The organism is Streptomyces sp. NPDC014006, assembly GCF_043088925.1.
Classification (GTDB): domain Bacteria; phylum Actinomycetota; class Actinomycetes; order Streptomycetales; family Streptomycetaceae; genus Streptomyces.
In genome coordinates this window covers 97,640-119,973 of the sequence record NZ_JBICAJ010000015.1, presented here as the reverse complement: position 1 = coordinate 119,973, position 22,334 = coordinate 97,640, and the positions used below count along the sequence as shown (strand labels likewise).

Below are 22,334 nucleotides of genomic sequence, written 5' to 3'. Positions count from 1 at the left end.
TTACCGGCGGTATCCCCGCGTTTGAAGATGAACATGCGTCAAGTTTGGAGGTCAACTCCTGTTGGTGCGGGGGAAGTCGGGCGTCAAGCGGGGGGCGCTTATGGACGGCATCGGAAAACGGATGGAGCCGAATCGCGTGTCGATACGTCTATTCGGCGACGTCCGCACGACGACGCCGACGTGACCGAAGTACAGGTGCAGGTGTGACGGAGGTGCAAGGCGATGGCCGGTTTCCGGAGTCTGGCGAGACAGGTACGTGATCCGCGGAGCGATCTGGCGCTACGCCGCTACTCGTTGCGCAAGTGCCTCGAACGGTTCGCGCCCTACGGGCACAGGGCGACCTGGGACCACTTGTGCACCCGGTGGGGGTTCGGACCCGAGGACAGGTCGGCCGACCCGGCGCGGCTCGTGGCCGCGCTGGGCGAGCTGGAGGAGGCGCGGTCGGTGTGGCTCGCCTATGAGGTGGAGTTCGCCGAGCGGCGCAGGAAGGAGAAGCACGACGGGCTGCGCAGGCCGGGCAGCGTGGACGACTGGCACCGGATGACCTGGGGCGGATTCGGGGTCGCCTGGTGCGACGACCCACGGGTGCATCCGCGCGAGCCGCTGGCGGAGGTGCTGCGCCGGATCATCGCGGCGCTGGAGCGCGAGCCGGGCGCGACCTGCCCGGTGTGCGACGGCTCCCGCCTGGTGTGGCGCTACGGCCTGGACCACGAGCCCTCCGCGGGGCCGGTTTGTGTTCACTGCGGGATCCTGGTGCCGCGGCCGGTGCTCACTCCGGAGGCGTTGGCGTACGCGCGGAGCGGGAGGGTGCTGGTGTCGGCGTGACCCGGCGTGCATGCCTGCGGCGGCGTGGCCCGGCGTGAATGCCTTCGGCGGCCCGTGCGGGTGCGTCGTGGTTGCCCGCGCCGTTCCCCGCACCCCTTGGGTGCTGCGGCGGCCCGTCGCTGTCCGGTGGCCGGTTGCTGTGGCGCCTGCGGTGCGTTGCGAGTCGGGGCCGGGGCGGACACCCCCCGCCCCGGCACCTTCCCGCTGTACGCGGGTGCGCCGACGCCGTGGCGCGCAGGACGTTAGCAGGCGGTAATCCGTTCGATCCAGCGGTTTGGCTCGTGGAGAGTCAGAGGTGATGAACACCGCTGATCGAGCAGGGAGTTACCGATGTCGACGCTCCGCGTCACCGCCGAAGTGCTGACCGTGCACGAGCATCCCGACGCCGACGCGCTGGAGCTGGCCCAGGTGGGCCTGTACCGCGCGGTGGTCGCCAAGGGCGCGTATCGCACGGGTGAGGCCGCCGTCTACATCCCCGAGCAGGCCGTGCTGCCCGCGGACCTGATCGAGGAGCTGGGGCTGACCGGGCGTCTGGCGGGTGGCGCGGCGAACCGGGTCAAGGCGGTGCGGCTGCGCGGGGAGTTGTCGCAGGGCATCGTGTGCCGGCCGAAGGCGCTGGCCGGTGTCGACCTGGCGCAGGCCGCGAAGGACGGCACCGACTTCGCGGCGCTGCTCGGCATCACCAAGTGGGTGCCGCCGGTGCCGCCCACGATGGACGGTGAGGTGGAGTCCGCGCCCGAGCTGCTGCCGTGGGTCGACATCGAGAACATCCAGCGGTACCCGGACGTCTTCGCGCCGGGCGAGCCGGTGGTGCTCACGGAGAAACTGCACGGGTCCGCGTGCCTGGTGACGTATGTGGCCGACGACGACCGCGTGTACGTGTCGTCCAAGGGCTTCGGCGCCAAGTCGCTGGCGCTGAAGGAGGACGCGCGCAACCTGTACTGGCGGGCCGTGCGGGCGCACGGTGTCGCCGAGGCGGCGGCCCGGCTCGCGCGGCGGCTGGGCGCGCGCCGGGTCGGTATCTTCGGCGAGGTCTACGGGGCGGGCGTACAGGACCTGGCGTACGGGGCCGACGGGCGCCGGGACCACGCGCTGGGGTACGCCGTGTTCGACGTGTCCGCGGAGATCGACGGGTCGGTGCGGTGGCTGGACGCGGCCACGCTGCTCGACGGGGAGCTGCCGCTGGTGCCGCGGCTGTACGAGGGGCCGTTCGCCATCGAGCGGGTGCTGGAGTGGGCCAGTGGGCGGGAGACCGTCTCCGGGCGCGGGCTGCATCTGCGGGAGGGCGTGGTCGTACGGCCCGCCCGCGAGCGGTACAGCCCGGTGACCGGGGGCCGGGCGATCGCCAAGGCGGTGAGCCCGGCGTATCTGACCCGCAAGGGCGGCACCGAGTTCGAGTAGGGCCCGGGCGGGAGCCGGAGCGTCAGCGCTTCGGCTCCGCCATGAGCCGGGATCCGGTCAGGCGCTCACCGAACACGTCGTCGGGGTTGGACAGCACGCAGTTCTCCAGGGACAGGCAGCCGCAGCCGATGCAGTCGGTGAGGTGGTCGCGCAGCCGGTTGAGCTGCTTGATGCGCTCGTCCAGTTCCGAGCGCCAGGTCTCCGACAGCCGCGCCCAGTCCTCGCGGGTCGGCGTGCGCTCCTCGGGGAGCTGGGCGAGGGCGTCACGGATCGTGGCCAGCGGGATGCCGACGCGCTGGGCGGCGCGGATGAAGGCGACCCGGCGCAGGGTGTCGCGGGTGTAGCGGCGCTGGTTGCCCGAGGTGCGGCGACTGCTGATCAGCCCCTTGGCCTCGTAGAAGTGCAGGGCTGAGACGGCGGCGCCGCTGCGGGCGGACAGCTGCCCGACGGTGAGCTCATGGATCTTCTCGGGAATCTGAGGCACTCCTCGAAGCCTACCGACCGCACCGCGGGGACTGTGCGCCGTTGACAGCGGCCGCTCGCGCGACCATGCTAAGCAGTTGCTTAGACATTGTGGGGTCGATTCCCCGACAGGCGACGCGAGAGGCCGGACCATGGCAGAGCCGAGGATCTTCACGTCCACCGACGAGCTCAAGGCGGCGGTGGGCGAGCAGCTGGGGTACACCGACTGGCTGGAGATCGACCAGAAGCGGATCGATCTGTTCGCTGACGCCACCGGCGACCACCAGTGGATCCACGTCGACCCGGAGAAGGCCGCCTCCGGCCCGTTCGGGACCACCATCGCGCACGGCTACCTCACCCTGTCGCTGCTGCCCCTCTTCGGCCCCCAGCTGATCGCGGTCGAGGGCGTGAAGATGGGCGTCAACTACGGCACCAACAAGGTCCGCTTCCCCGCCCCCGTCCCGGTCGGCTCCCGGCTACGCGCCACGGCGGCGATCACGGGCGTGGAGGACGTGCCGGGCGGGGTGCAGGTGAGCATCGCCTTCACCGTGGAGCGCGAGGGCGGCGACAAGCCGGTGTGCGTCGCGGAGTCGGTGGCCCGGTACTACGTCTAGAGCCCGCGCGGCGCGGCCTACTTGGCTCCCACCATCCGGAGCACGAGGTCGGCGTAGAGCGCGCCGACCTCCTCCGGCGTGCGGGGGCCGTCCACGTTGAACCAGCGCGCGACGTCGATGCACAGCGAGAGCACGGCGAGGGTGGTGCCGTGCACGTCCAGCACGTCGAACTCGCCGCTCGCCACGCCCTCCTCGATGATGCCCCGCACCTCGGCGTCGACCTGGCGGCGCAGCGCGAGGATCTCGGCGCGGGCCTCGGGGCCGAGCGCGTCGAGTTCGTACTGCACGACCCGGGCGGTGGTGCGCCGGCCCGCGTGCCAGCGGACGAACGAGCTGACGCCCTCGGCGAGCCGCTCGGTCGCACTGCCCTCGCCGCGGGCCGCCGTGCGCAGAATGCTCAGCGCGCGGTCGTGGCCGATGCGGCTGATGCGGTGGAGGAGCTCCTCCTTGGTCTTGTAGTGGATGTAGAGCGCTGCCGGGCTCATGCCGGCGCGGCCCGCGATGTCGCGGGTGGTCGTCGCGTGGTAGCCCCGCTCGGCGAAGGCATCCACGGCGGCGACCAGCAGCCGCCGGGCCGCTTCAGGGGTGACCTCGTCCCACGGCTCACTCTCGCCGCCGGCCGTCTCCTCCGCCGTACTCATCTGCTGCTCGCCCCTTCCGGTGACAGGGACACCACCATACCGCCGAAGCTGAGCGGCCGCTTAGAGCAGGCGGCGGATCGGGGCGGAAAGACTCGCGGCCCGGCGCCGGGCTGCGACGTCAGAGCTTTTCGAAGGGGTCGTGGTCGGCGAGCAGTTTCTCCAGCCGGGCCTGGTCGACGCGGCTGACGATCTGCCCGGCCTCCTGCCGGTCCCGGATCACCTTGGCCAGGGTGAAGGCGGAGGTGACGAGGTAGAGGACGGCGATGGCGAGGAAGCCGCGCACCCAGGCGTCGGCGTTCAGCCGGAAGATGCCGACGGCGGTGGCGGCCATGGCCACGGCGAAGGAGGCGACGGCCTGGCCGTAGAAGGCTGCCGTGCTCTGCTGCTTGACCGGTGTGTCACTCATGGGACAAGCCTCGGCGGACGTGGCGCCCGCCACATCCGCCGAGATACTCAGGACGTACTCAAAGCCGCTCAGAACGCCGACACGCCGGTCAGCGCCCGCCCGATCACCAGCTTCTGGATCTGGCTGGTGCCCTCGTAGAGGGTCATCACACGAGCGTCGCGCAGCAGCTTGCCCGCCGGGTACTCGTCGATGTAGCCGTAGCCGCCGAAGACCTGCAGGGCGTTGTTGGCGGCGCGCACCGCGGCCTCGGAGGCGAACAGTTTTGCCTTGGAGGACTCCACGGCGAACGGCTGCCCGCGGTCGATGAGGTCGGCGACGCGCCAGGTCAGCAGCCGGGCCGCGTCGACGTCGACGGCGATGTCGCTGATCAGCTCCTGCACCAGCTGATGGCGGGCGATGGTCTTGCCGAACTGCTCGCGCTCACCGGCGTAGCGCACGGCGACGTCCAGCGCGGCCTGGGCGATGCCGACGCAGCCGGCCGCCACCGACATCCGGCCCTTGGCGAGGGCGGACATGGCGACCTTGAAGCCCTGCCCCTCCTCGCCCAGCATCGCCGACGCCGGGACGCGCACGTCCTCGAGGACCAGCTCGGCGGTGGCCTGGCCGCGCAGGCCGAGCTTGCCGTGGATGGTGCGGCGGGTCAGGCCGGGCGTGTCGGTGGGGACGAGGAAGGCGGTCACGCCCTTGTGGCCGGGGGCGTCGGTGGAGCGGGCGAAGAGCAGCACGACGTCGGCCCAGGTGCCGTTGGTGATGAACATCTTGGTGCCGTTGAGGACGTAGTCGCCGCCGTCGCGCACCGCCCGGGTGGCGAGGTTGCCCGCGTCGGAGCCGGTGCCGGGCTCCGTGAGGCCGAAGCAGCCGACGAGTTCGCCGGCGGTGAGCCCGGGCAGCCACCGCCGCTTGTGCTCCTCGCTCCCCCAGGCGGCGATCGTCTTGGCGACCAGGCCGAGGGAGACGGAGACGATCCCGCGCACGGAGGAGTCACCGCGGCCCAGCTCCTCGGTGACCAGGCAGTACGCGAGGTGGTCGCCGCCGGAGCCGCCGTACTCCTCGTCGATCGTCAGGCCCAGGAAGCCGAGCTCGCCGAGCTTCTTCACGATGGCCCGGTCGACCTCCTCGGCTCGGTCCCACGCGACGACGTTGGGGGCGATCTCCCGCTCCACGAAGTCCCGCGCGAGCCGGCGGACTGCCACCTGCTCCTCGCTCAGCTCCAGGTTCACCACGCGATCACCCCACAGACAAAGGACCTTGAAAACTGCACATTTAAATTAGCACTGCTAGTTTCGATGTGCAGCCCTACTATGTGCGCCATGGCCCGACCGCGCAAGCCCCTGCTGAGCACCGACCGCATCGTCGACACGGCGCGGGAACTCGTCGACACCGAGGGGCTCGCGGCGGTCTCCACCCGCCGCCTCGCCGCCGAGCTGGGAGTGAGCGGGCCGTCGCTGTACAACCACTTCCGCACCAAGGACGAGATCCTGGAGGCGGTCGCGGACTCGGTGAGCGCCCAGGTCGACCTGTCGATGTTCGAGGACGGCAGGGACTGGCGGACCGCGCTGCACGACTGGGCCGTCTCCTACCGGGCCGCCCTGCGCGACCATCCGAACATCGTCCCGGTCCTGGCCCGCGGCCCCGGCCGCCGCCCGGCGGGCCTGCGGCTCGCCGACGCGGTCTACGGCGCCATGGTGGACGCGGGCTGGCCACCGGCCCAGGCGACCAGCATCGGCGCGCTGATGCGGTACTTCATCATGGGCTCCGCGCTCGGCTCGTTCGCGGCCGGCTTCGTCGAGGACCCGAGCGCCTACGACCCCGCCGACTACCCGCACCTCGGCCAGGCCCATCTGCTCGCCGAGCAGCAGGAGAAGATCGACGAGCGGGCCTTCGAGACCGGTCTGACGGCACTGCTCGACGGACTGGCCCAGCAGTACGCGCTGCTGTAACGACACTTCGGTGGGCGCCGAAGCATCGGTGCCTCATGCTGGAGCGCATGACCACCAGGGATCCCCAAGCCCCGGGCCTGGCCCGGCTGGCCGCGCTGATCGCGGACGAGACCCGGGCCGCCTGCCTGCTCGCGCTGCTCGACGGACGGGCGTGGACCGCGGGTGAGCTGGCCCGGCACGCCGGGGTCGCCGCGTCCACGCTCAGCGAGCACCTCGGCAAGCTCGTCGCGGGCGGCCTGCTCGCCGAGGAACGCCAGGGCCGCCACCGGTACGTACGGCTCGCCGACGCCCGGGTCGCGCAGCTCGTGGAGGACCTGGCCGGGCAGGTCGCGCAGGACGCCGTCGTACGGCCGCGGTCGCTGCGCGCGGTGAGCGCCGGGTCGGCCATGGCCCGCGGGCGCACCTGCTACGACCATCTCGCCGGCCGGCTCGGCATCGCGGTCACGGACGCCCTCACCGCGCGCGGACTGCTGCGGCAGGACACGGGATTCGCGCTCACGGACGCGGGGGTGACCTGGTTCGGATGCGCCGGCATCGGCCTGAAGCGCTCGGCGCGCCGTCCGCTCGCCCGGGCCTGCCTCGACTGGACCGAGCGCCGGCCGCACCTGGCCGGAATCGCGGGCGCCGCCCTGTGCCGGCACGCCCTGGACGCCGGCTGGTGCGTACGGATCGGCTCCGAGCGGGCGGTGAAGGTGACGGCGAGCGGCGAGCGCGCCTTGTCGGAACTGCTGGGCATCGAGCCCGCCGCGCTGCGCTGACCGTCCCTCCTGCACGGCACCCACCGTCAGGCCCGAAAACCGCGAGCCCCCTCACCTCGGTCCTCCTAGCCTCGGGAGCATGATGAGCACCTCCCCGTCCCGCCGCACCGAACTGCTCGCCACGGGCGCGGCCACGGTGACCGTGGTCCTGTGGGCCTCCGCCTTCGTCTCCATCCGCAGCGCGGGCGCCGCCTACTCCCCCGGCGCCCTGGCCCTCGGGCGCCTGCTGTCGGGCGCGCCGGCGCTCGGCCTGATCTGCCTGATACGGCGCGAGGGGTGGCCACCGCGGGCCGCCTGGCGCGGGATCGTGATTTCCGGGGTGCTGTGGTTCGGCTTGTACATGGTCGTGCTGAACTGGGGCGAGCAGCAGGTGGACGCCGGTACGGCCGCCCTGGTGGTGAACATCGGGCCGATCCTGATCGCGCTGCTCGGCTCCCGGCTGCTCGGCGACCCGATGCCGCCGCGGCTGCTGGCGGGGATGGCGGTGTCCTTCGCGGGCGCGGTGACCGTGGGTCTGTCGATGTCCGGCGGCGGTGGCTCCTCGGTGCTCGGAGTGGCGTTGTGCCTGCTGGCCGCCATCGCCTACGCGGGCGGTGTCGTCGCGCAGAAGCCGGCGCTGGGGAAGGCGACCCCGCTGCAGGCGACCACGTTCGGTTCTCTGATCGGTGCGGTGGTGTGCCTGCCGTTCGCCGGGCAGCTGGTGCACGAGGCGGCCGGCGCCCCGGTGTCGGCCACGCTGAACATGGTCTACCTGGGCGTGTTCCCGACCGCGCTGGCCTTCACGACGTGGGCGTACGCGCTGGCCCGGACGACGGCGAGCCGGATGGGCGCGACGACGTACGCGGTGCCCGCGCTGGTGGTGCTGATGTCGTGGCTGGCGCTCGGTGAGGTGCCGGGGCTGTTCACGCTGGTGGGCGGTGTGCTGTGCCTGGCCGGAGTGGCGGTCTCCCGCTCCCGGTCGCGGGCCGCCCGGGTCGTGACGGCAGGGTCGTCACGACCCGAGAAGGCCCGCGAGTCAGCGTGAACGCGCGCGTGAGGCGAGCACCTTGATGGACAGCAGGGCGATGACCGACAGGCCGATGATGTAGCCGGCGACGGACATCGAGGTGCCGGTCGCCTCCAGCAGCAGCACCATCACGAAGGGCGCCAGACCACCGCCGGCCACCGCGGCGATCTGGTAGCCGAGGGAGGCACCGGTGTAGCGCATCTCCGGCGTGAACAGTTCGGCGAAGAGGGCGGCCTGCGGGCCGTACATGATGCTGAGGAAGCAGCTGGCGACGAAGGTACCGACGGCGAGCCACAGCAGCGAACCGGTGTCGATCAGCAGGAACAGCGGTACGGCCCACAGAGCGATGCCGACCGCGCCGAAGGCGTAGATCCGGATGCGGCCGACCCGGTCGGACAGCGCGGCGGAGGCGGGGATCAGCACCAGCTGGGTGAGGCTGACGCACAGGGAGACGGTGAGCACGGCGCCGCGGTTCATGTGCAGTTCGCGGGTCGTGTAGTCGAGGACGCCGGTGATGAGGATGTAGAAGGTCGCGGTGTTCACGGCGAAGGAGCCGCCGGCCAGCAGCACCGTGCCGAGGTGGTGGCGCAGGATCGCGCGCAGCGGTGAGGCGGTCTCGGTCTTCTCCCGTTGGGCGAGCGCCTGTTCGGCCTGCCGGAACTCGGGAGTCTCCTCGACGCGGGTGTGGATGTACCAGGCGAGGACCAGCACGAGCAGGCCCGCCAGGAACGGGATGCGCCAGGCCCAGGACGCGAAGGCGGCGTCGGAGGTGAAGGCGCCGGCCAGCAGGAAGACGGTGTTGGCGGTCACCACGCCGATGGGGACGCCGAGTTGGACGACGCTGCCGTAGATGCCGCGCTTGCCCTCGGGGGCGTACTCGGTGGCGAGCAGCATGGCTCCGCCCCACTGCGCGCCCACGGCCACGCCCTGCACGACGCGCAGGACGACCAGCAGGACGGGGGCGGCGACACCGATCGTGTCGTACGTCGGGAGCAGGCCGATGCCGGTCGTGGCCAGGCCCATGAGGGTGAGCGCGAGGACCAGCATGGGCTTGCGGCCCCGCTTGTCGCCGAGGTGTCCGGCGACGATGCCGCCGAGGGGGCGGGCGAGGAAGCCGACGGCGAAGGTGGCGAAGGAGGCGAGGACCCCGGCGGAGGGGCTGCCGGCGGGGAAGTAGAGGTCGCCGAGGACGAGCGCGGCGGCGATGCCGAAGACGAAGTAGTCGTACCACTCCACCGCCGAGGCGAGGGCCGCGGCGGTGGCGACGCGGCGGCGGTTGCCGGTGGCGGGTGCGGTGGTGGTGAGCGGCTGAGCGGAAGGTGCCGTGTCCATGCGTGCACACTCCGGTGGGTGCGGGGGACGGAATGGGGGGCGGCTCGAATTCCCGGGACCGTACTGACCGGACGGTATGGCCGTCAACGGGTCGCGCACCCCGACTTTTACCTGTACGTGGCACTCGTTCCGGCAGCGCGCACGCCGGCGTCCCCGGCCGCCGCCGACGGCCGGGGACGGGGTGCGCGCGGGGTCAGAACACGACCAGGGCGCGGCCTCCCTTGCCCGCGAGCATGTTCTCGAAGGCCGCCGGGATGCCGTCCAGCGCGATGCGTTCGGTCACCAGCGCCGACAGGTCCAGGCGGCCGGCCCGCACATGTTCGGCGAGCACCGGCAGGTCGGCGGCCGGGTCGCAGTTGCCGTAGACGCAGCCGGACAGCGTGCGGCCCCAGTGGAAGATCTCCAGGGCGCTGAAGGTGACCTGCTGGTCCTTGCCGCCGATGCCGACGACCGTGGTGCGGCCGCCGCGCCGGGTGGAGTCCCAGGCGGCCCGGATCGACACCGCGCGGCCCACGCACTCCACGGCCGCGTCGACGCCCTGCTTGCCGGTCAGGGCGCGGATCTCACGGGCGGTGTCCTCGGAGGCGACGACGTAGTGCGTGGCGCCCGCGGCGCGGGCCAGCTCCTCCTTCTCGGGCGAGACGTCGACCGCGACGATCGTCGACGCCCCGGCGATCCGGGCGGACTGGAGGGTGGCCAGCCCCACTCCCCCGACGCCGAACACGGCGACGCTCTCGCCCGGCCGCACCTGCGCGGAGTGGTGGACGGCGCCGTAGCCGGTGAGGACCGCGCAGCCCAGCAGGGCCGCGTCAGTGAGCGGGACGCCCGCCGGCAGCGGCAGCACGCAGGAGGCGGCGACGACGGTCTCCTCGGCGAAGGCGGCGACGTTGAGCCCGGGGTGCAGCTCGGTGCCGTCGGCGGTGCGGGCGTGGATGTCCGCGGCACCGTTGAGGGCGTTGGCGCACAGCCACACCTCGCCGCGCGCACACGCGGGACAGCCTCCGCAGGCCGGGGCCCAGTTGAGGACGACTCCGTCACCGGGCGACACATGCGTGACACCCTCGCCGACGGCGACGACCGTGCCGGCGCCCTCGTGGCCGAGCACGGCGGGCACCGGCACGCGCATGGTGCCGTTGGACAGCGACAGGTCGGAGTGGCAGACACCGGCGGCGGCGAGACGGACCCGGACCTGACCGGGGCCGGGGTCGGGCAGCTGGATGTCCGTGATCTCCAGCGGGGCACCCACGGCGGGCAGGACGGCAGCGCGAACCACGTGAACTCTCCTAGAACTGCAGGGACTTGGTCTGGAGGTACTCGGTGAGGCCGTGGGCCCCCAGCTCGCGGCCGACGCCGGACTGCTTGTAGCCGCCGAAGGGGGCGAGGGGGTTGAAGCGGCCGCCGTTGATGTCGACCTGGCCGGTGTCCATGCGGCGCGCGAAGGCCACCGCCTCCGCCTCGTCGCCCGCCCACACCGCGCCGGCCAGGCCGTAGACCGTGCCGTTGGCGATGCGCAGGGCGTCGTCCTCGTCGTCGTAGCACAGAATCGACAGGACCGGGCCGAAGATCTCCTCCTGCGCGATCGTCATGTCGGGGGTGACGTCGGCGAAGACGGTGGGGCTGACGAAGCAGCCGCGCTCGCGCGGGGATTCGGGGCCGCCGACGACGAGCCGGGCGCCCTCGGTGATGCCCTTCTCGATGTAGCCGAGCACCCGCTCCTGCTGCTTGGCGTTGACGAGCGGCCCGATGCGGTCGCCGTACTTCGCGGCGGCGGCAGCGGCGAGCGCGACGGCCTCGTCGTACTGGTCGCGGTGGACCAGCATGCGCGTCCAGGCGCTGCACGTCTGCCCGGAGTTGGACATCACGTTGGCCACCCCGACGTTGACGGCCTTGGCGAGGTCGGCGGAGGGCAGGACGACGTTGGCGGACTTGCCGCCCAGCTCCAGGGCGACCTTCTTGATCGCGGCACCGGCCAGCGCGCCGATACGGCGGCCGACGGCGGTGGAGCCGGTGAAGGAGACCATGTCGACGCCGGGGTGCTCGGCGAGGGCCTGGCCGGCGACCGGGCCGAGGCCGGTGACCAGGTTGAACACACCGGCCGGGAGTCCCGCCTCGTGCACCGCCTCGGCGAACAGCTGGGCGGTCAGCGGGGTGTCCTCGGCGGGCTTGAGGACGACCGTGCAGCCGGCGGCGAGGGCCGGGGCGACCTTGGCGACGATCTGGTGCAGCGGGTAGTTCCACGGCGTGATCGCGCCGACGACGCCGATCGGCTCGTGGTACACGGTGGAGTTGCCGGCCTTCTCCTCGAAGGGGTACGTCGCGGCCAGCTCCGCGTAGGAACCGGCGACGGCGATCGGCACGGCCGCGTGCACGTTCTGCGAGAAGGGCAGCGGGGAGCCGAGTTCGGCGGTGACCGTCTCGGCGATCTCGTCCTTGCGCGCCGCGAGTGCGTCCCGCAGGGCGGCCAGGCGTGCGGCGCGCTCGGCGGGCGGGGTGGCGGCCCAGGCCGGCAGGGCGGCGCGCGCGGCCCGTACGGCGTTGTCGACGTCCGCGGCGTCGCCGGCCGGGACCTGTGCGATGACCTGCTGGTCGGCCGGGTTCACCACCTCGATCACGCCGTCGCCGGCGGCGGGGCGCCAGGCGCCGTCGAGGTACATGCCGTCGTGTGCCTTCATCGTGTTCCTCCGCGCGGGTCTCGTCGTCCGACACACAAACTAGCGGCGATAGTTTTACTGCGCCAGACGCCGCCTTGTGACATCACGTCGTGGGAGTCGGCGTGGGTGCCTGCGGCGGCCTGTGCGGCGTTCGTTGTGGCTGGTCACGCGGTTCCCCGCGCCCCTTCGTGCCTGCGGCGGCCCGTTGCGGTGCGTCGTGGCGTGCCCAGCGCCCGCGGTTCGTCGTGAGCCGGGGCCGGGGTGGGGGTGGCCGTCCTCGGTCCGGCCGCCCGTTCCCGAGGAGGGGAGCCCTGCGCCGGTGCCGGCCGCTGCGGGCGGACGCCCCCCCACCCGGTCCCCTTCCCGCCGTACGCGGGTGCGGGCTGCCTGAGCCCGTCGTACTGGTGGGGTTCCTACTCGTCGAGGTCCGGGAGGTCGGAGGGGGACGGGCAGATGCGTTCGCCGTGCTGGTCGAAGACGAAGAGGTGGGCCAGGTCGACCAGGAGCGGGACCTGCATGCCGTGGCGCAGCCGCAGGTCGGGCGTGGTGCGGACGACCAGGTCGCCGGGGACGCGGGCGGTCGGCGCGGGGTCGGTCTCGGGCTCGGCCGGGTGGTCCAGGACCACGACCGGCCCGGCCCGCAGCGCCCCCGCCCGCTCGCGCAGCCGCTCCAGGACGGATCCCTCACGCCGGCGCCGCCGCGCCGGACGCGACGCCGGGCGCGGGGCCTCCAGCTCCGGTACGACGGCGGGGCGGGAGCCGGTGTTGAAGTGGACCAGGCTCTCGTGGCCCTGGAACTCGACGTGTTCCACGAGCCCGGTGAGCGGCACCTCCCCGGGCCGGGCGGCGCTGTGCTTGGCGATGCGCACGGCCTCCGAACGCAGGCCCACGATGACCTCGCGGCCCTGCTGGACACGGAGCAACTGGTGGTCCAGGGACAGCGGCTCCGGCAGCCGCAGGAACTGCTTGCCCAGGCTGATCGTCATCGCACCGTCGAGCGGGGCGCGCACCAGACCGCGCAGCAGATTGATGCGCGGGGTGCCGATGAACGCGGCGACGAAGATGTTGCGCGGCAGGGCGTACACGTCGCGCGGGCTGCCGACCTGCTGGAGCACACCGCCGCGCAGGACGGCGACCCGGTCGCCGAGGGACATGGCCTCGCCCTGGTCGTGGGTGACGTACACCGTGGTGACGCCCAGTTCCCGGGTGAGCGTGGAGATCTCGGCGCGCAGGTGGTTGCGGAGCTTGGCGTCGAGGTTGGACAGCGGTTCGTCCATGAGGAACGCCGACGGGTGGCGGGCGATGGCCCGCCCCATCGCGACGCGCTGCCGTTCGCCGCCGGAGAGCTGGGCGGGGAAGCGGTCGAGGAGTTCCTCGATGCCGAGCATCCGGGCGGTGGCGTCCACCCGGGGGCTCGGGTCGGCGCCGGGGGACTCGATCCGCAGCGGGAAGCCGATGTTGTCGCGGCTGGTCATGCTCGGGTACAGGGCGAAGTTCTGGAACACCATCGCGATGTCCCGGGCGGACGGCGGCAGGTCGTTGGCCCACTCGCCGTCGAGCAGCAGCGTGCCGTCGGTGATCTCCTCCAGGCCGGCGATCATGCGCAGCACGGTGGACTTGCCGCATCCGGAGGGGCCGAGCAGGACGAGGAACTCGCCGGGCGCGATGTCCAGCGTGAGCCGGTCCACCACGCGGGCGCCTTTGGCGTAGACCTTGCTGATGTCGTGCAGGGAGATGGCGCGTGTCATGAGTGTCGTCCCTGAGGCCAGACGGGGGCGCAGGTGCTCCGCGGTCGGACGCCCCGTCCGGGATGCACGGGGCGTGTGAGTCACGGAAGTTAACGGAACGCACTCGGCCGAGGGAAGACACCGGGCGGCATCACGCGCTCCCGTCCAGCAGATGAGAAAGCGGAAGGGAGCATTCAGATTCGCCGGGGGCCGGGGTTGCCGCACCGGCCGACCCGCGGCACGGGTGGGACGCCGTCACCGCAGGTCACTTGATGCCGGTCAGATGGGCGAAGACGACCACATTGCTGGTGTACCCGGTGCGCCGGCTGAACAGGCCCCCGCAGGTGATCACGCGCAGCTCAGGGCGCCGGGACGGGCCGTACACCTCCTTGTCCGGGAAGCCGGACTTGTCGAACACCCGCACCCGGTCCACGGTGTAGACGGCGGTACGGCCGTCCGCGCGCCGCACCTCGATGGTCCTGCCGGGCTTGACCAGGGCGAGCCCGGCGAAGACGGCGGGGCCCTTGGTGGTGTCGCGGTGCCCGACGGCGATCGCGGTGCCCGGCTCACCGGGCGTGGGCCCGCCCTGGTACCAGCCGACGAGTTTGGGCCGGTCGACCGGGGGCGTCTGCAGTTCCCGGTCCCCGTCCAGCCGCAGTCCGGTGACCGGTGCGTCGATCCCGAGCGACGGGACGCGGAACGTGGTGGGCCGGGATCGGGGCAGCGGGCCGGTCGGGGGTGTGGGGCGGGCCCGGACGCGGGCCACCTTGTGACTGGGCCGGGGCCGCAGGGCCGGAGGACTGCTGCGGGGCCGGGGCTGCAGGGCCGCTGAGCTGCTGCGGGGCCGGGCCGTCCCGGCGCCCTCCCGGTCCACGTGGGGTGCGTCGGCGCCAACGGGCCGCGCGCCGGCGACCGCCACCACGCCCGGTGCGCCCGCCTGGGTCGGCGCGGCCGACTGGTCGTCTCCCGAGCACCGGATCCCCACCGTCGCCAGGACGACCGTCAGCACGGCCGTCCTGGCGAGGCGGTAGGCACGGGTCCGGTACCAGGGCCTGCGGGTGCGCCTAGGCCGCACCATGGTTGCGCCGGCGCATCATCCGGAAGTACACGGCGGCGCCGATGGCGACCACGCCGACGCCCGCCGACGCGGTCACCGGCGTGTAGGCGGCCGCCGTGTCGACGAGCCCGCCGCCGCCCGCGTGCACGCCACCGCGCGGCCCGTTCTGGTCGCGGCCCCAGGCCGCGTCACCGCGCTGCTCGCGGTCCTCGATCCGGCCGGGGCCGGGCGCCCGGTTGCCCCTCTCGGGGCACCTGACACGGAACACCTTCTCCTTGAGTGTGCCGGCGGTCCAGGTCAGCTTGTACTGGCCGTCCGCCAGCCCGAGGACCTCGGTGTGTCCGGCACCGCCGGCCAGTGGGATGGTGCCCGTGGTGGTGGCGGCGGTGGGCAGCGGCGGCTGCGGCACGATCGTGTAGGCGACGCTCGGCAGCCCGTCGAAGTTGACCGCGTCGAGATAGAACCTGCAGACCACGGAGTCTTCCCGGGAGCCGTCGTAGCGCGTTTCGTGGTCGCGCCCGCGCTCGCGATGGATCCGGATGTCGCCGTTCTCGCCCTGAGCCACCGCGGCGGGCGCCGCGACCCATGACGCGCCGGACGCCGCCAGGGCGGTGAGGACGACGGCGGCGGCGCCTGCGCGGGAGCCGAAGGGACGTGGAAGTGTCAGGGTGGGCATGGGGTTCCTCCGAGTCAGGACGATTTTCATACAATCGCTCTTTCGTCCTGGACTCTGCGACACGTGATCGACGGCTCCTGGCACCGCACCCGGCGCGTCGTCAGATATCGCTCGTACGGCGCAGCCCGGACCGCTTCCGCCCCTTCCCGCCGGTCTCCCCGGCTCCGTCACCCCCGGCCTCCCCGCCCCCGCCGGACCGGCCACCACCGTCCGGCGCCCGCAGCGCGACCCCCGCCGACACCAGCAGCAACGCCCCGAGCATCACGAACGGCGCCGCCACCCCGGCGACCCCGGCGACCAGGCCCGCCGCGGCGGGCGCGGCCACCTGGCCCAGCCGGTTGCCCGTCAGCCGCAGGGCGAGCGCGGTGGAGCGCGCGTCGCCGGGCGCCGCCTGCACGACGGTCGTCATGGACAGCGGCTGCCCCACCCCGAGGCAGAACCCGAGCACGACGAGCGTCACGCCGAGCGCCCACACCGGCAGCGGCAGCGCGATCCCGGCGCACAGCACGCCCGCCAGCAGACAGGTCACCGTCAGCAGCAGCGTGCGGCCGAGCAGCCGCAGCAGCGGTGTGAGCACCAGACGGCAGGCGATGGTGGCCGCCGCCCGCAGCGAGAGCAGGACGCCGATGACGCTCGGCGCGATGCCGCGGTGCTCGCCGACCACCGGGAGGTAGGCGGTGAGGACGTCGGTCGCGGACAGCACCGCGAGGCTGACGAGGATGCCCGCCGGAACGCCCCGCGTGCGCAGGATGCCCCGCACCGGCACCGGCTCCCCCCGCTCGATACGGGACGTGGGCGCGGTACGCCGGTGCTCGATGCGCCACAACGACGTGAACGCGGCCGCCGCACCCGCGCCCGCGACGAGCAGCGCGCGGGCGCTGCCGCCGGCCATGTCCGCGCCGCCGATCAGGGCGCCGGCGGCGACCGGGCCGACGAGCTGGCCGAGGGAGGCCCCGATGGTGAAGTGGCCGAAGTTGCGGTCCTGTTCGTGCGGGGCGGACTGGCGGGCGACGAGCGACTGGGCGCCGATGACGAAGCAGAGGTGGCCGAGGCCCATCACCCCGCTCCACACCGCCATCGCCCACAGCGACCCGGCGAGCCCGCTGAGGGCGCAGCCGCCGGCGATCAGGACCACGCCGGCCGGCAGCAGCGGTGCGCACCGGCCGTGGTCGGTGCGGCGGCCGAGCGGTACGGCGGCGAAGAGCGGCAGCAGCGCGTACACGCCCGCGATGACGCCGACCGCCCGCTCGTCGGCGCCCAGTGCGAGGGCCCGGTAGGAGACGGCGGGCCGGGCCATCGACACCGCCCCCTGCGCGAAGCCGAAGGCGATGACGAGGCGGAGCAGCCAGCCGCGGTTCCCACCGGGCGCCATGGGTTCTTCCTCCGTGAGGGGTCAGATGATGCCGAACAGGACGGCCGCGCCGAGCACCACCAGCGAGGTCAGCGCGGCCCACTTCACGACGAACCGGGTGTGGTCGCCGAACTCGACCTTGGCCATGCCGACCAGGACGTAGACGGCCGGGACGAGCGGGCTGGACATGTGCAGCGGCTGGCCGATGATCGAGGCGCGGGCGACCTCCACCGCGGAGACCCCGTGCGCCTGTCCCGCCTCGGCGAGGACCGGCAGGATGCCGAAGTAGAAGCCGTCGTTGGACATGAAGTACGTCAGCGGGATGCTCAACAGGCCGGTGACGAAGGCCATGTGCGGGCCCATGCCGTCGGGGATGTTGTGCACCAGCCACTTGGCCATGTGGTCGACCATGCCGGTGCCCTGCAGGACGCCGGTGAACACGGCGGCGGCGAAGACCATGCCGGAGACGTTGAGGACGTTCTCGGCGTGCGCGGCGATCCGGGCCTTCTGGTCGGGCATGTGCGGGAAGTTGACGGTCAGCGCGAGCGCGGCGCCGAGCAGGAACAGCACCGGGATCGGCAGCAACTCCATGATCATGGCGGTGAGCAGCGCGACCGTGAGGAGTGCGTTGAACCAGTACAGCTTGGGGCGCAGGGTGGCGCGGTGCGGGTCGAGGCCCTGGAAGCCGTCAAACTCCTCGGGAAGGTCCACGCCGCCGCCCGGGCCACCGGTGACGGCCTTGGTGCCCTTGGTGCCCTTGCCGGTGCCGGTGCCCGCGCCCACGAGGACCGTCTCCGGCTCGGCGGGCTCCTCGACCAGCACCTCGTCCAGCGTCAGCACGCCGAGCCGCTTGCGCTCGCGGCGGCCGAGGACGTAGGCGAGGGCGAAGACGAACAGCAGGCCCATGGCCAGGGCCGGGATCATCGGTACGAAGATGTCACTGGCGTCGAGCTTCAGCGCGGTCGCCGCGCGGGCGGTGGGGCCGCCCCACGGCAGCGTGTTCATCACGCCGTTGGCCATGGCGGCCACGCCGGTCATCACGACCAGGCTCATCTTCAGGCGCTTGTACAGCGGGTACATCGCCGAGACGGTGATCATGAAGGTGGTCGAGCCGTCGCCGTCCAGCGAGACGATCGCCGCGAGCACGGCGGTGCCCACGACGATCCGCAGCGGGTCTGCTTTGCAGAACTTGAGAATCCCGCGCACGATCGGGTCGAAGAGACCGACGTCGATCATCACACCGAAGTAGACGATCGCGAACATCAGCATCGCCGCGGTGGGGGCGAGGCCGGTGACTCCGTCGATGACGTAGTCGCCGAGCTTGGCGCCCTTGCCCACGAAGACACAGAACAGTGCCGGTATGAGCACGAGCGCCGCGATCGGCGACATCTTCTTCAGCATGATCAGGACCAGGAAGGTCGCGATCATGGCGAAGCCGAGGATGGTCAGCATGAGTGGATACCTAACGTTCGCCCTTGAACATCCCACCAGGGGCCGGCGGTGCGGACGACGTTAGGTCGCGTCAAACAGCGTTAACAAGACGTTGACACGCGAGCAATAAGCGCAAAACTCCAGGTCACAGCTTTGCTCAGGTCAGCTGGGTGAGCTTTTCGGTCACGGCGGACACCTCGACGGGCACGCCGTTGAGGACCGCGTTGCCGGACAGCGGGTCGAGCAGGCTGCCGTCGAGGAGCTGGTTGACGTTGGCGCCGGGGTCGGCGGCGGCGTGGCTCTGCCGGGTGCCGGGGCGGTCGTGTCCCCAGCCGTGCGGCAGGCTGACGACGCCGGGGCGGACCGCGTCGGTGACCTCGGCGGGCGCGGTGACCTCTCCCCCGGCGCCCTTGATGCGCACGGCCGCTCCGTCCCGCAGTCCCAGGCGTTCGGCGTCCTCGGGGTTCAGGTGCAGGGTGCAGCGGTTGGAGCCGCCGGTCAGGGCCGGGATGTTGTGCATCCAGCTGTTGTTGGACCGCAGATGGCGCCGGCCGACCAGGACCAGCCCGGTGGCGCGCTCGCGCAGGGCCGCCCGGAGCCGGGGCAGGTCGCCGGCGATCGGCGCGGGCAGCAACTCGACCTTGCCGCTGACCGTCTTCAGCGGCTGCGGCAGGCGGGGCCGCAGCGGGCCGAGATCAATGCCGTGCGGGTGGGCGAGCAGCTTCTCCAGGGTCAGCCCCTCGGGCTGTGCGCCGAAGCCGTCGCCGTAGGGGCCGAGGCGCAGCATCAGGTCGAGCCGGCGCTCGGGGCCGTTGTCGCCGGTGAGCAGTGCGGCCAGTTCCTTCGGGTCGCCGCCGTGCACGGGCGAGTGCGGGTCGCGGACCGCCTTGGTGAGGGTCTGGTCGATCACCATCGCGTCCACCGCGGACGGCTCGGCGCCGTGCATGCCGCTCGCGGCCAGGATCAGCCGGGCGAGGATCTCGGTCTCGGCCATCCGGTCCTGCTCCAGCGGGACGGCGGGACGGGTGTAACGGACCTGGTTGCGCACGGCGAGGGTGTTGAAGGCGAAGTCGTGGTGCGGGCTCTGCGCGGGCGGGGGCGGCGGCAGGACGACGTCGGCGTGGCGCGAGGTCTCGTTGAGGTACGGGTCGACGCTGATCACGAAGTCCAGCGAGGCGAGGGCCTTGTCGAGACGGTCGCCGTCGGGGGCCGACAGGACCGGGTTGGCGGCGATCGCGATCAGCGCGCGGACGGGTGCGCCGTCCTCGGTCGCGGTGTCGATCTCCTCGGACAGCGCGGACAGCGGCAACTCGCCCTTGGCTTCCGGGTGCTTGCTGACGCGGGAGTGCCAGCGGCCCAGCTCGAAGCCGCGGCCGGGACCGGCCGGGCGGGGCGCCTTGTCGGTGGCGGCCTGCGGGAAGAGGGCACCGCCGGGGCGGTCGAGGTTGCCGGTGAGGATGTTGAGGACGTCGACGAGCCAGCTGCCGAGCGTGCCGAACGGGACGGTGCAACTGCCGATGCGGCCGTATACGGCGGCGGACTCGGCCGCGGCCAGTTCGCGGGCCAGGGTGCGGATGACGCCGGCGTCGATGTCGCAGGCGGCGGCCGCGGCTTCCGGCGTGAAGTCCCTTGTCGCGTCCCTGAGTTCCTCGACGCCCTGGACATGGGCGGTCAACTCGCCGAGCTGCACGAGCCCTTCCTCGAAGAGGACGTGGGCCATCGCCGCGAGCAGCAGGGCGTCGGTGCCGGGGCGGATGGCGAGGTGCCGGTCGGCGAGCCGGGCGGTGCGGGTGCGGCGCGGGTCGATCACCGTGAGCGTTCCGCCGCGGGCCTTGAGGGCCTTGAGCCGGCCGGGGAAGTCGGGGGCGGTGCACAGACTGCCGTTGGACTCCAGCGGGTTGGCGCCGAGGAGCAGGAGGTGGTCGGTGCGGTCCAGGTCGGGGACGGGGATCAGGTTGGCGTCGCCGTAGAGGAGGCCGCTGGAGACGTGCTTGGGCATCTGGTCGACGGTGGACGCGGTGAACAGGCTGCGGGTGCCGAGGGCGGCGATCAGGACCGGCGGGTAGAGACCGCCGGCCATGGTGTGCACGTTGGGGTTGCCGAGGACGACGCCGACGGCGTTCGGTCCGTGCCGCTCGACGACGGGCCGGATGCCCGCGGCGACGGCGTCGAAGGCTTCCTGCCAGGTGGCTTCCCGCAGTTCGCCGTCCCGGCGGACCAGCGGGGTGCGCAGCCGGTCGGGGTCGGAGTCCACGGCACCGAAGGAGGCGCCCTTGGGGCAGATGAACCCCTTGCTGAACACGTCGTCGCGGTCGCCGCGGGCGCCGGTGACCTGGGTGCCCTCGATGGTCAGGGTCAGCCCGCAGGTGGCCTCGCACAGGGGGCAGATTCGCAGGGCGGTGCGGGGCACGGGTCCTCCCGGGGGTGCGGCGCGGCGGCACGGCGTCGCGACGTTACGGCGTCACGGCTGACGCGCGGACGCGGCCGAGCATACCGAGCGGTATGCTCGAAGGGGAGGGGCGCGGTGGGGGACTTCTCGGGGGGTCTGTTCTTCGTCTGCGGGTTTCGTTGTGGTTGCTCGCACAGTTCCCCGCGCCCCTCATGTGCCTGCGGCGGCCCGTTGCTGTCCGGTGGCCGGTTGCGGTAGCGCCTGCGGCCGTCTGCGGGTCGGGGCACAGCGCCGCTCAGTCCAGGACCCGCCCCAGGTACGCCCGCAGCAGTTCCCGGGTTTCCGTGATGATTCCCTCATCGCCCTGGGGGTTCATCCGGAACGCCAGGTGGACCAGCGCGTCGGCCGTCTCCACGGCTACCAGGAAGGTGCGGCGCAGTGACTCGTCCGGTTCGCGGCCCAGAAAGCCCGCCAGCAGGTCCGTCAGCCGGCCGGCGACCCGCAGGTTGGGCTCGGCGTGCGCGGTGCCGATGGGTATCTGGTTGCCGAAGTCGACGAGGGAGAAGCCGGGTGCCGTGCGCTTCATGGCCAGGTACTCGTCCAGCACCGCGTCCGTCGCCGCGCGCCAGTCGCCCCGGGCGACACCCTTGAGCCGTTCGACGGCCCGCTCGGTGTAGCGGTCGAGGTTGCGCTGCGCGAGCGCGTCGGCCATCTGCCGTTTGTTGCCGAAGAACCGGTAGACCGAGCCGATGGGCACGCCGGCGCGCAGCGCGACCGCACGGGTGCTCAGAGCGTCGTAGCCGACCTCGTCGAGCAGGTCGGCGCATGCGTCGAGGATCCTGGTCAGCCGTTCGGCACTGCGCCGCTGGACGGGCGCACGGCGAAGGGATGTCGCGTCGGGCACGGGCATCATGATGCCTTTCCGCCGGGGTCCGGTGAACCTCGCCCCCCGGTACGCACGGAAGCGCCGCCACCGCTCATCGCGGGGCGCCGGAACCCGTCGCGTCTCACCGCCGCACCGCGTCCCGCTCCAGGGGACCCGGGGCACCTCCCGACGCCGTGACGTCCGCCGTGCTCTGCACCGCCTTGCCGCCGACCGCCCAGACCGTGCCGTCGTCGGCGTAGAGGCGGACCGTGACGTGGTGCAGGCCGTGCGGGACCAGGCGGGCCGGCAGGCGGTACGTGGGCGTACGCAGATCGGCGACCCGGCGGCCGTCCACGGACAGGCGGGCCGTGCCGCGCCCGGCCACCGCCTCGGCCTTCGTACCGGCCGGCGAGAGGCGGAAGCGGCGGAGTATCAGCCGTACGTCCCACGTGCCACCGGTGCGGGGCTGCACCTCGACGCCCACCTCGGGCGCGTGTTTTGCGCCGATCTCGCGATAGTGCCGCCCCTCCTCGTCCGTGTCGTCGAGGACCTTGCCCACCGGCCGGGTGGTGTCCCCCGTGCCCTGTTTCTCCCGGCTCCGAGCCTCACCCGAGCCGCAGCCCGCCGATGCGAGAAACAGCAGGACAGTGACCACGAGCGCGGCGAGAAGCCCACGCCTCCATGCCATGTCCGGGAGCGTAGAACAGCCGTCCGGCCCGCCGGATCCCCCTGAGGTCGGGTTCCGGCCGTAGTCCTCCGGTAGGGCCGGTATCCCTCTTGCGCCCGCGAAACCGCAATCCTA

At 72.6% G+C, this 22,334-nt stretch carries 21 protein-coding genes; 6 read left to right on the top strand and 15 right to left on the bottom strand.

Annotation, left to right across the window (positions count from 1 at the left end; translation table 11 throughout):
* Positions 1–222 precede the first annotated feature (222 nt).
* Entirely contained in the window at positions 223–825 is a 603-nt protein-coding gene (locus ACF1GV_RS36695; protein WP_391690030.1) for a hypothetical protein, read from the top strand.
* A gap of 330 nt (positions 826–1,155) precedes the next feature.
* Entirely contained in the window at positions 1,156–2,226 is a 1,071-nt protein-coding gene (locus ACF1GV_RS36690; protein ID WP_391690027.1) for an RNA ligase (ATP), read from the top strand.
* A gap of 22 nt (positions 2,227–2,248) precedes the next feature.
* Here ACF1GV_RS36690 and soxR read toward each other — a convergent pair whose 3' ends face one another.
* Complete coding sequence (gene soxR, locus ACF1GV_RS36685; protein WP_363266854.1) at positions 2,249–2,710, bottom strand: redox-sensitive transcriptional activator SoxR; 462 nt, start codon at positions 2,708–2,710, stop codon at positions 2,249–2,251.
* 130 nt (positions 2,711–2,840) lie between these two features.
* On the opposite strand from soxR, the gene ACF1GV_RS36680 reads away from it, so the two are divergent.
* A complete protein-coding gene (locus ACF1GV_RS36680) occupies positions 2,841–3,302 on the top strand; it encodes a MaoC family dehydratase (protein WP_391690024.1) in 462 nt (153 codons plus the stop codon).
* A 17-nt stretch (positions 3,303–3,319) separates the two neighbouring features.
* Here the strand turns inward: ACF1GV_RS36680 and ACF1GV_RS36675 are convergent, their stop codons facing one another.
* From ACF1GV_RS36675 to ACF1GV_RS36665, 3 genes are all read right to left on the bottom strand, one after another.
* On the bottom strand, positions 3,320–3,943 hold the full coding sequence (locus ACF1GV_RS36675; RefSeq protein ID WP_391690021.1) for a TetR/AcrR family transcriptional regulator: 624 nt from the start codon (positions 3,941–3,943) through the stop codon (positions 3,320–3,322).
* Between the two features lie 118 nt (positions 3,944–4,061).
* Entirely contained in the window at positions 4,062–4,349 is a 288-nt protein-coding gene (locus tag ACF1GV_RS36670) for a YiaA/YiaB family inner membrane protein (protein ID WP_329261717.1), read from the bottom strand.
* A gap of 68 nt (positions 4,350–4,417) precedes the next feature.
* Complete coding sequence (locus ACF1GV_RS36665; RefSeq protein WP_391690154.1) at positions 4,418–5,569, bottom strand: acyl-CoA dehydrogenase family protein; 1,152 nt, start codon at positions 5,567–5,569, stop codon at positions 4,418–4,420.
* Between the two features lie 90 nt (positions 5,570–5,659).
* Here ACF1GV_RS36665 and ACF1GV_RS36660 point away from each other — a divergent pair, with 90 nt between their 5' ends.
* From ACF1GV_RS36660 to ACF1GV_RS36650, 3 genes are all read left to right on the top strand, one after another.
* Positions 5,660–6,289, top strand: coding sequence for a TetR/AcrR family transcriptional regulator (locus ACF1GV_RS36660; protein WP_363266858.1), 630 nt, complete (start codon positions 5,660–5,662; stop codon positions 6,287–6,289).
* Between the two features lie 47 nt (positions 6,290–6,336).
* Positions 6,337–7,047: an ArsR/SmtB family transcription factor gene (locus tag ACF1GV_RS36655; RefSeq protein WP_391690016.1), complete on the top strand. Its 711-nt coding sequence runs from the start codon at positions 6,337–6,339 to the stop codon at positions 7,045–7,047.
* 79 nt (positions 7,048–7,126) lie between these two features.
* On the top strand, positions 7,127–8,071 hold the full coding sequence (locus ACF1GV_RS36650; protein ID WP_391690014.1) for a DMT family transporter: 945 nt from the start codon (positions 7,127–7,129) through the stop codon (positions 8,069–8,071).
* Here the strand turns inward: ACF1GV_RS36650 and ACF1GV_RS36645 are convergent.
* The 11 genes from ACF1GV_RS36645 to ACF1GV_RS36595 form a co-directional block, all read right to left on the bottom strand.
* Positions 8,063–9,385 (bottom strand): MFS transporter, encoded by a 1,323-nt coding sequence (locus tag ACF1GV_RS36645; RefSeq protein ID WP_391690011.1) that lies wholly within the window; start codon positions 9,383–9,385, stop codon positions 8,063–8,065. The genes ACF1GV_RS36650 and ACF1GV_RS36645 overlap by 9 nt on opposite strands.
* Before the next feature lie 193 nt (positions 9,386–9,578).
* Entirely contained in the window at positions 9,579–10,658 is a 1,080-nt protein-coding gene (locus ACF1GV_RS36640; protein ID WP_391690009.1) for a Zn-dependent alcohol dehydrogenase, read from the bottom strand.
* A 10-nt stretch (positions 10,659–10,668) separates the two neighbouring features.
* Positions 10,669–12,057 (bottom strand): aldehyde dehydrogenase family protein, encoded by a 1,389-nt coding sequence (locus ACF1GV_RS36635; RefSeq protein WP_391690006.1) that lies wholly within the window; start codon positions 12,055–12,057, stop codon positions 10,669–10,671.
* A gap of 392 nt (positions 12,058–12,449) precedes the next feature.
* A complete protein-coding gene (locus tag ACF1GV_RS36630; RefSeq protein ID WP_391690004.1) occupies positions 12,450–13,784 on the bottom strand; it encodes an ABC transporter ATP-binding protein in 1,335 nt (444 codons plus the stop codon).
* 244 nt (positions 13,785–14,028) lie between these two features.
* Positions 14,029–14,841: a class F sortase gene (locus ACF1GV_RS36625; RefSeq protein WP_391690002.1), complete on the bottom strand. Its 813-nt coding sequence runs from the start codon at positions 14,839–14,841 to the stop codon at positions 14,029–14,031.
* Positions 14,828–15,496, bottom strand: coding sequence for a hypothetical protein (locus ACF1GV_RS36620; RefSeq protein ID WP_391689999.1), 669 nt, complete (start codon positions 15,494–15,496; stop codon positions 14,828–14,830). The genes ACF1GV_RS36625 and ACF1GV_RS36620 overlap by 14 nt, the downstream gene beginning before the upstream one ends.
* A gap of 100 nt (positions 15,497–15,596) precedes the next feature.
* On the bottom strand, positions 15,597–16,868 hold the full coding sequence (locus ACF1GV_RS36615) for an MFS transporter (RefSeq protein WP_391689996.1): 1,272 nt from the start codon (positions 16,866–16,868) through the stop codon (positions 15,597–15,599).
* A 21-nt stretch (positions 16,869–16,889) separates the two neighbouring features.
* Complete coding sequence (locus ACF1GV_RS36610) at positions 16,890–18,299, bottom strand: CitMHS family transporter (RefSeq protein ID WP_391689993.1); 1,410 nt, start codon at positions 18,297–18,299, stop codon at positions 16,890–16,892.
* 136 nt (positions 18,300–18,435) lie between these two features.
* Positions 18,436–20,688, bottom strand: coding sequence for a molybdopterin oxidoreductase family protein (locus tag ACF1GV_RS36605; protein WP_391689991.1), 2,253 nt, complete (start codon positions 20,686–20,688; stop codon positions 18,436–18,438).
* Between the two features lie 274 nt (positions 20,689–20,962).
* The gene (locus ACF1GV_RS36600; protein WP_363266870.1) at positions 20,963–21,580 is read right to left on the bottom strand and encodes a TetR/AcrR family transcriptional regulator; all 618 of its coding nucleotides are present in this window, start codon (positions 21,578–21,580) and stop codon (positions 20,963–20,965) included.
* Positions 21,581–21,674: 94 nt separating this feature from the next.
* A complete protein-coding gene (locus tag ACF1GV_RS36595) occupies positions 21,675–22,220 on the bottom strand; it encodes a hypothetical protein (RefSeq protein WP_391689988.1) in 546 nt (181 codons plus the stop codon).
* Between the last annotated feature and the right edge of the window lie 114 nt (positions 22,221–22,334).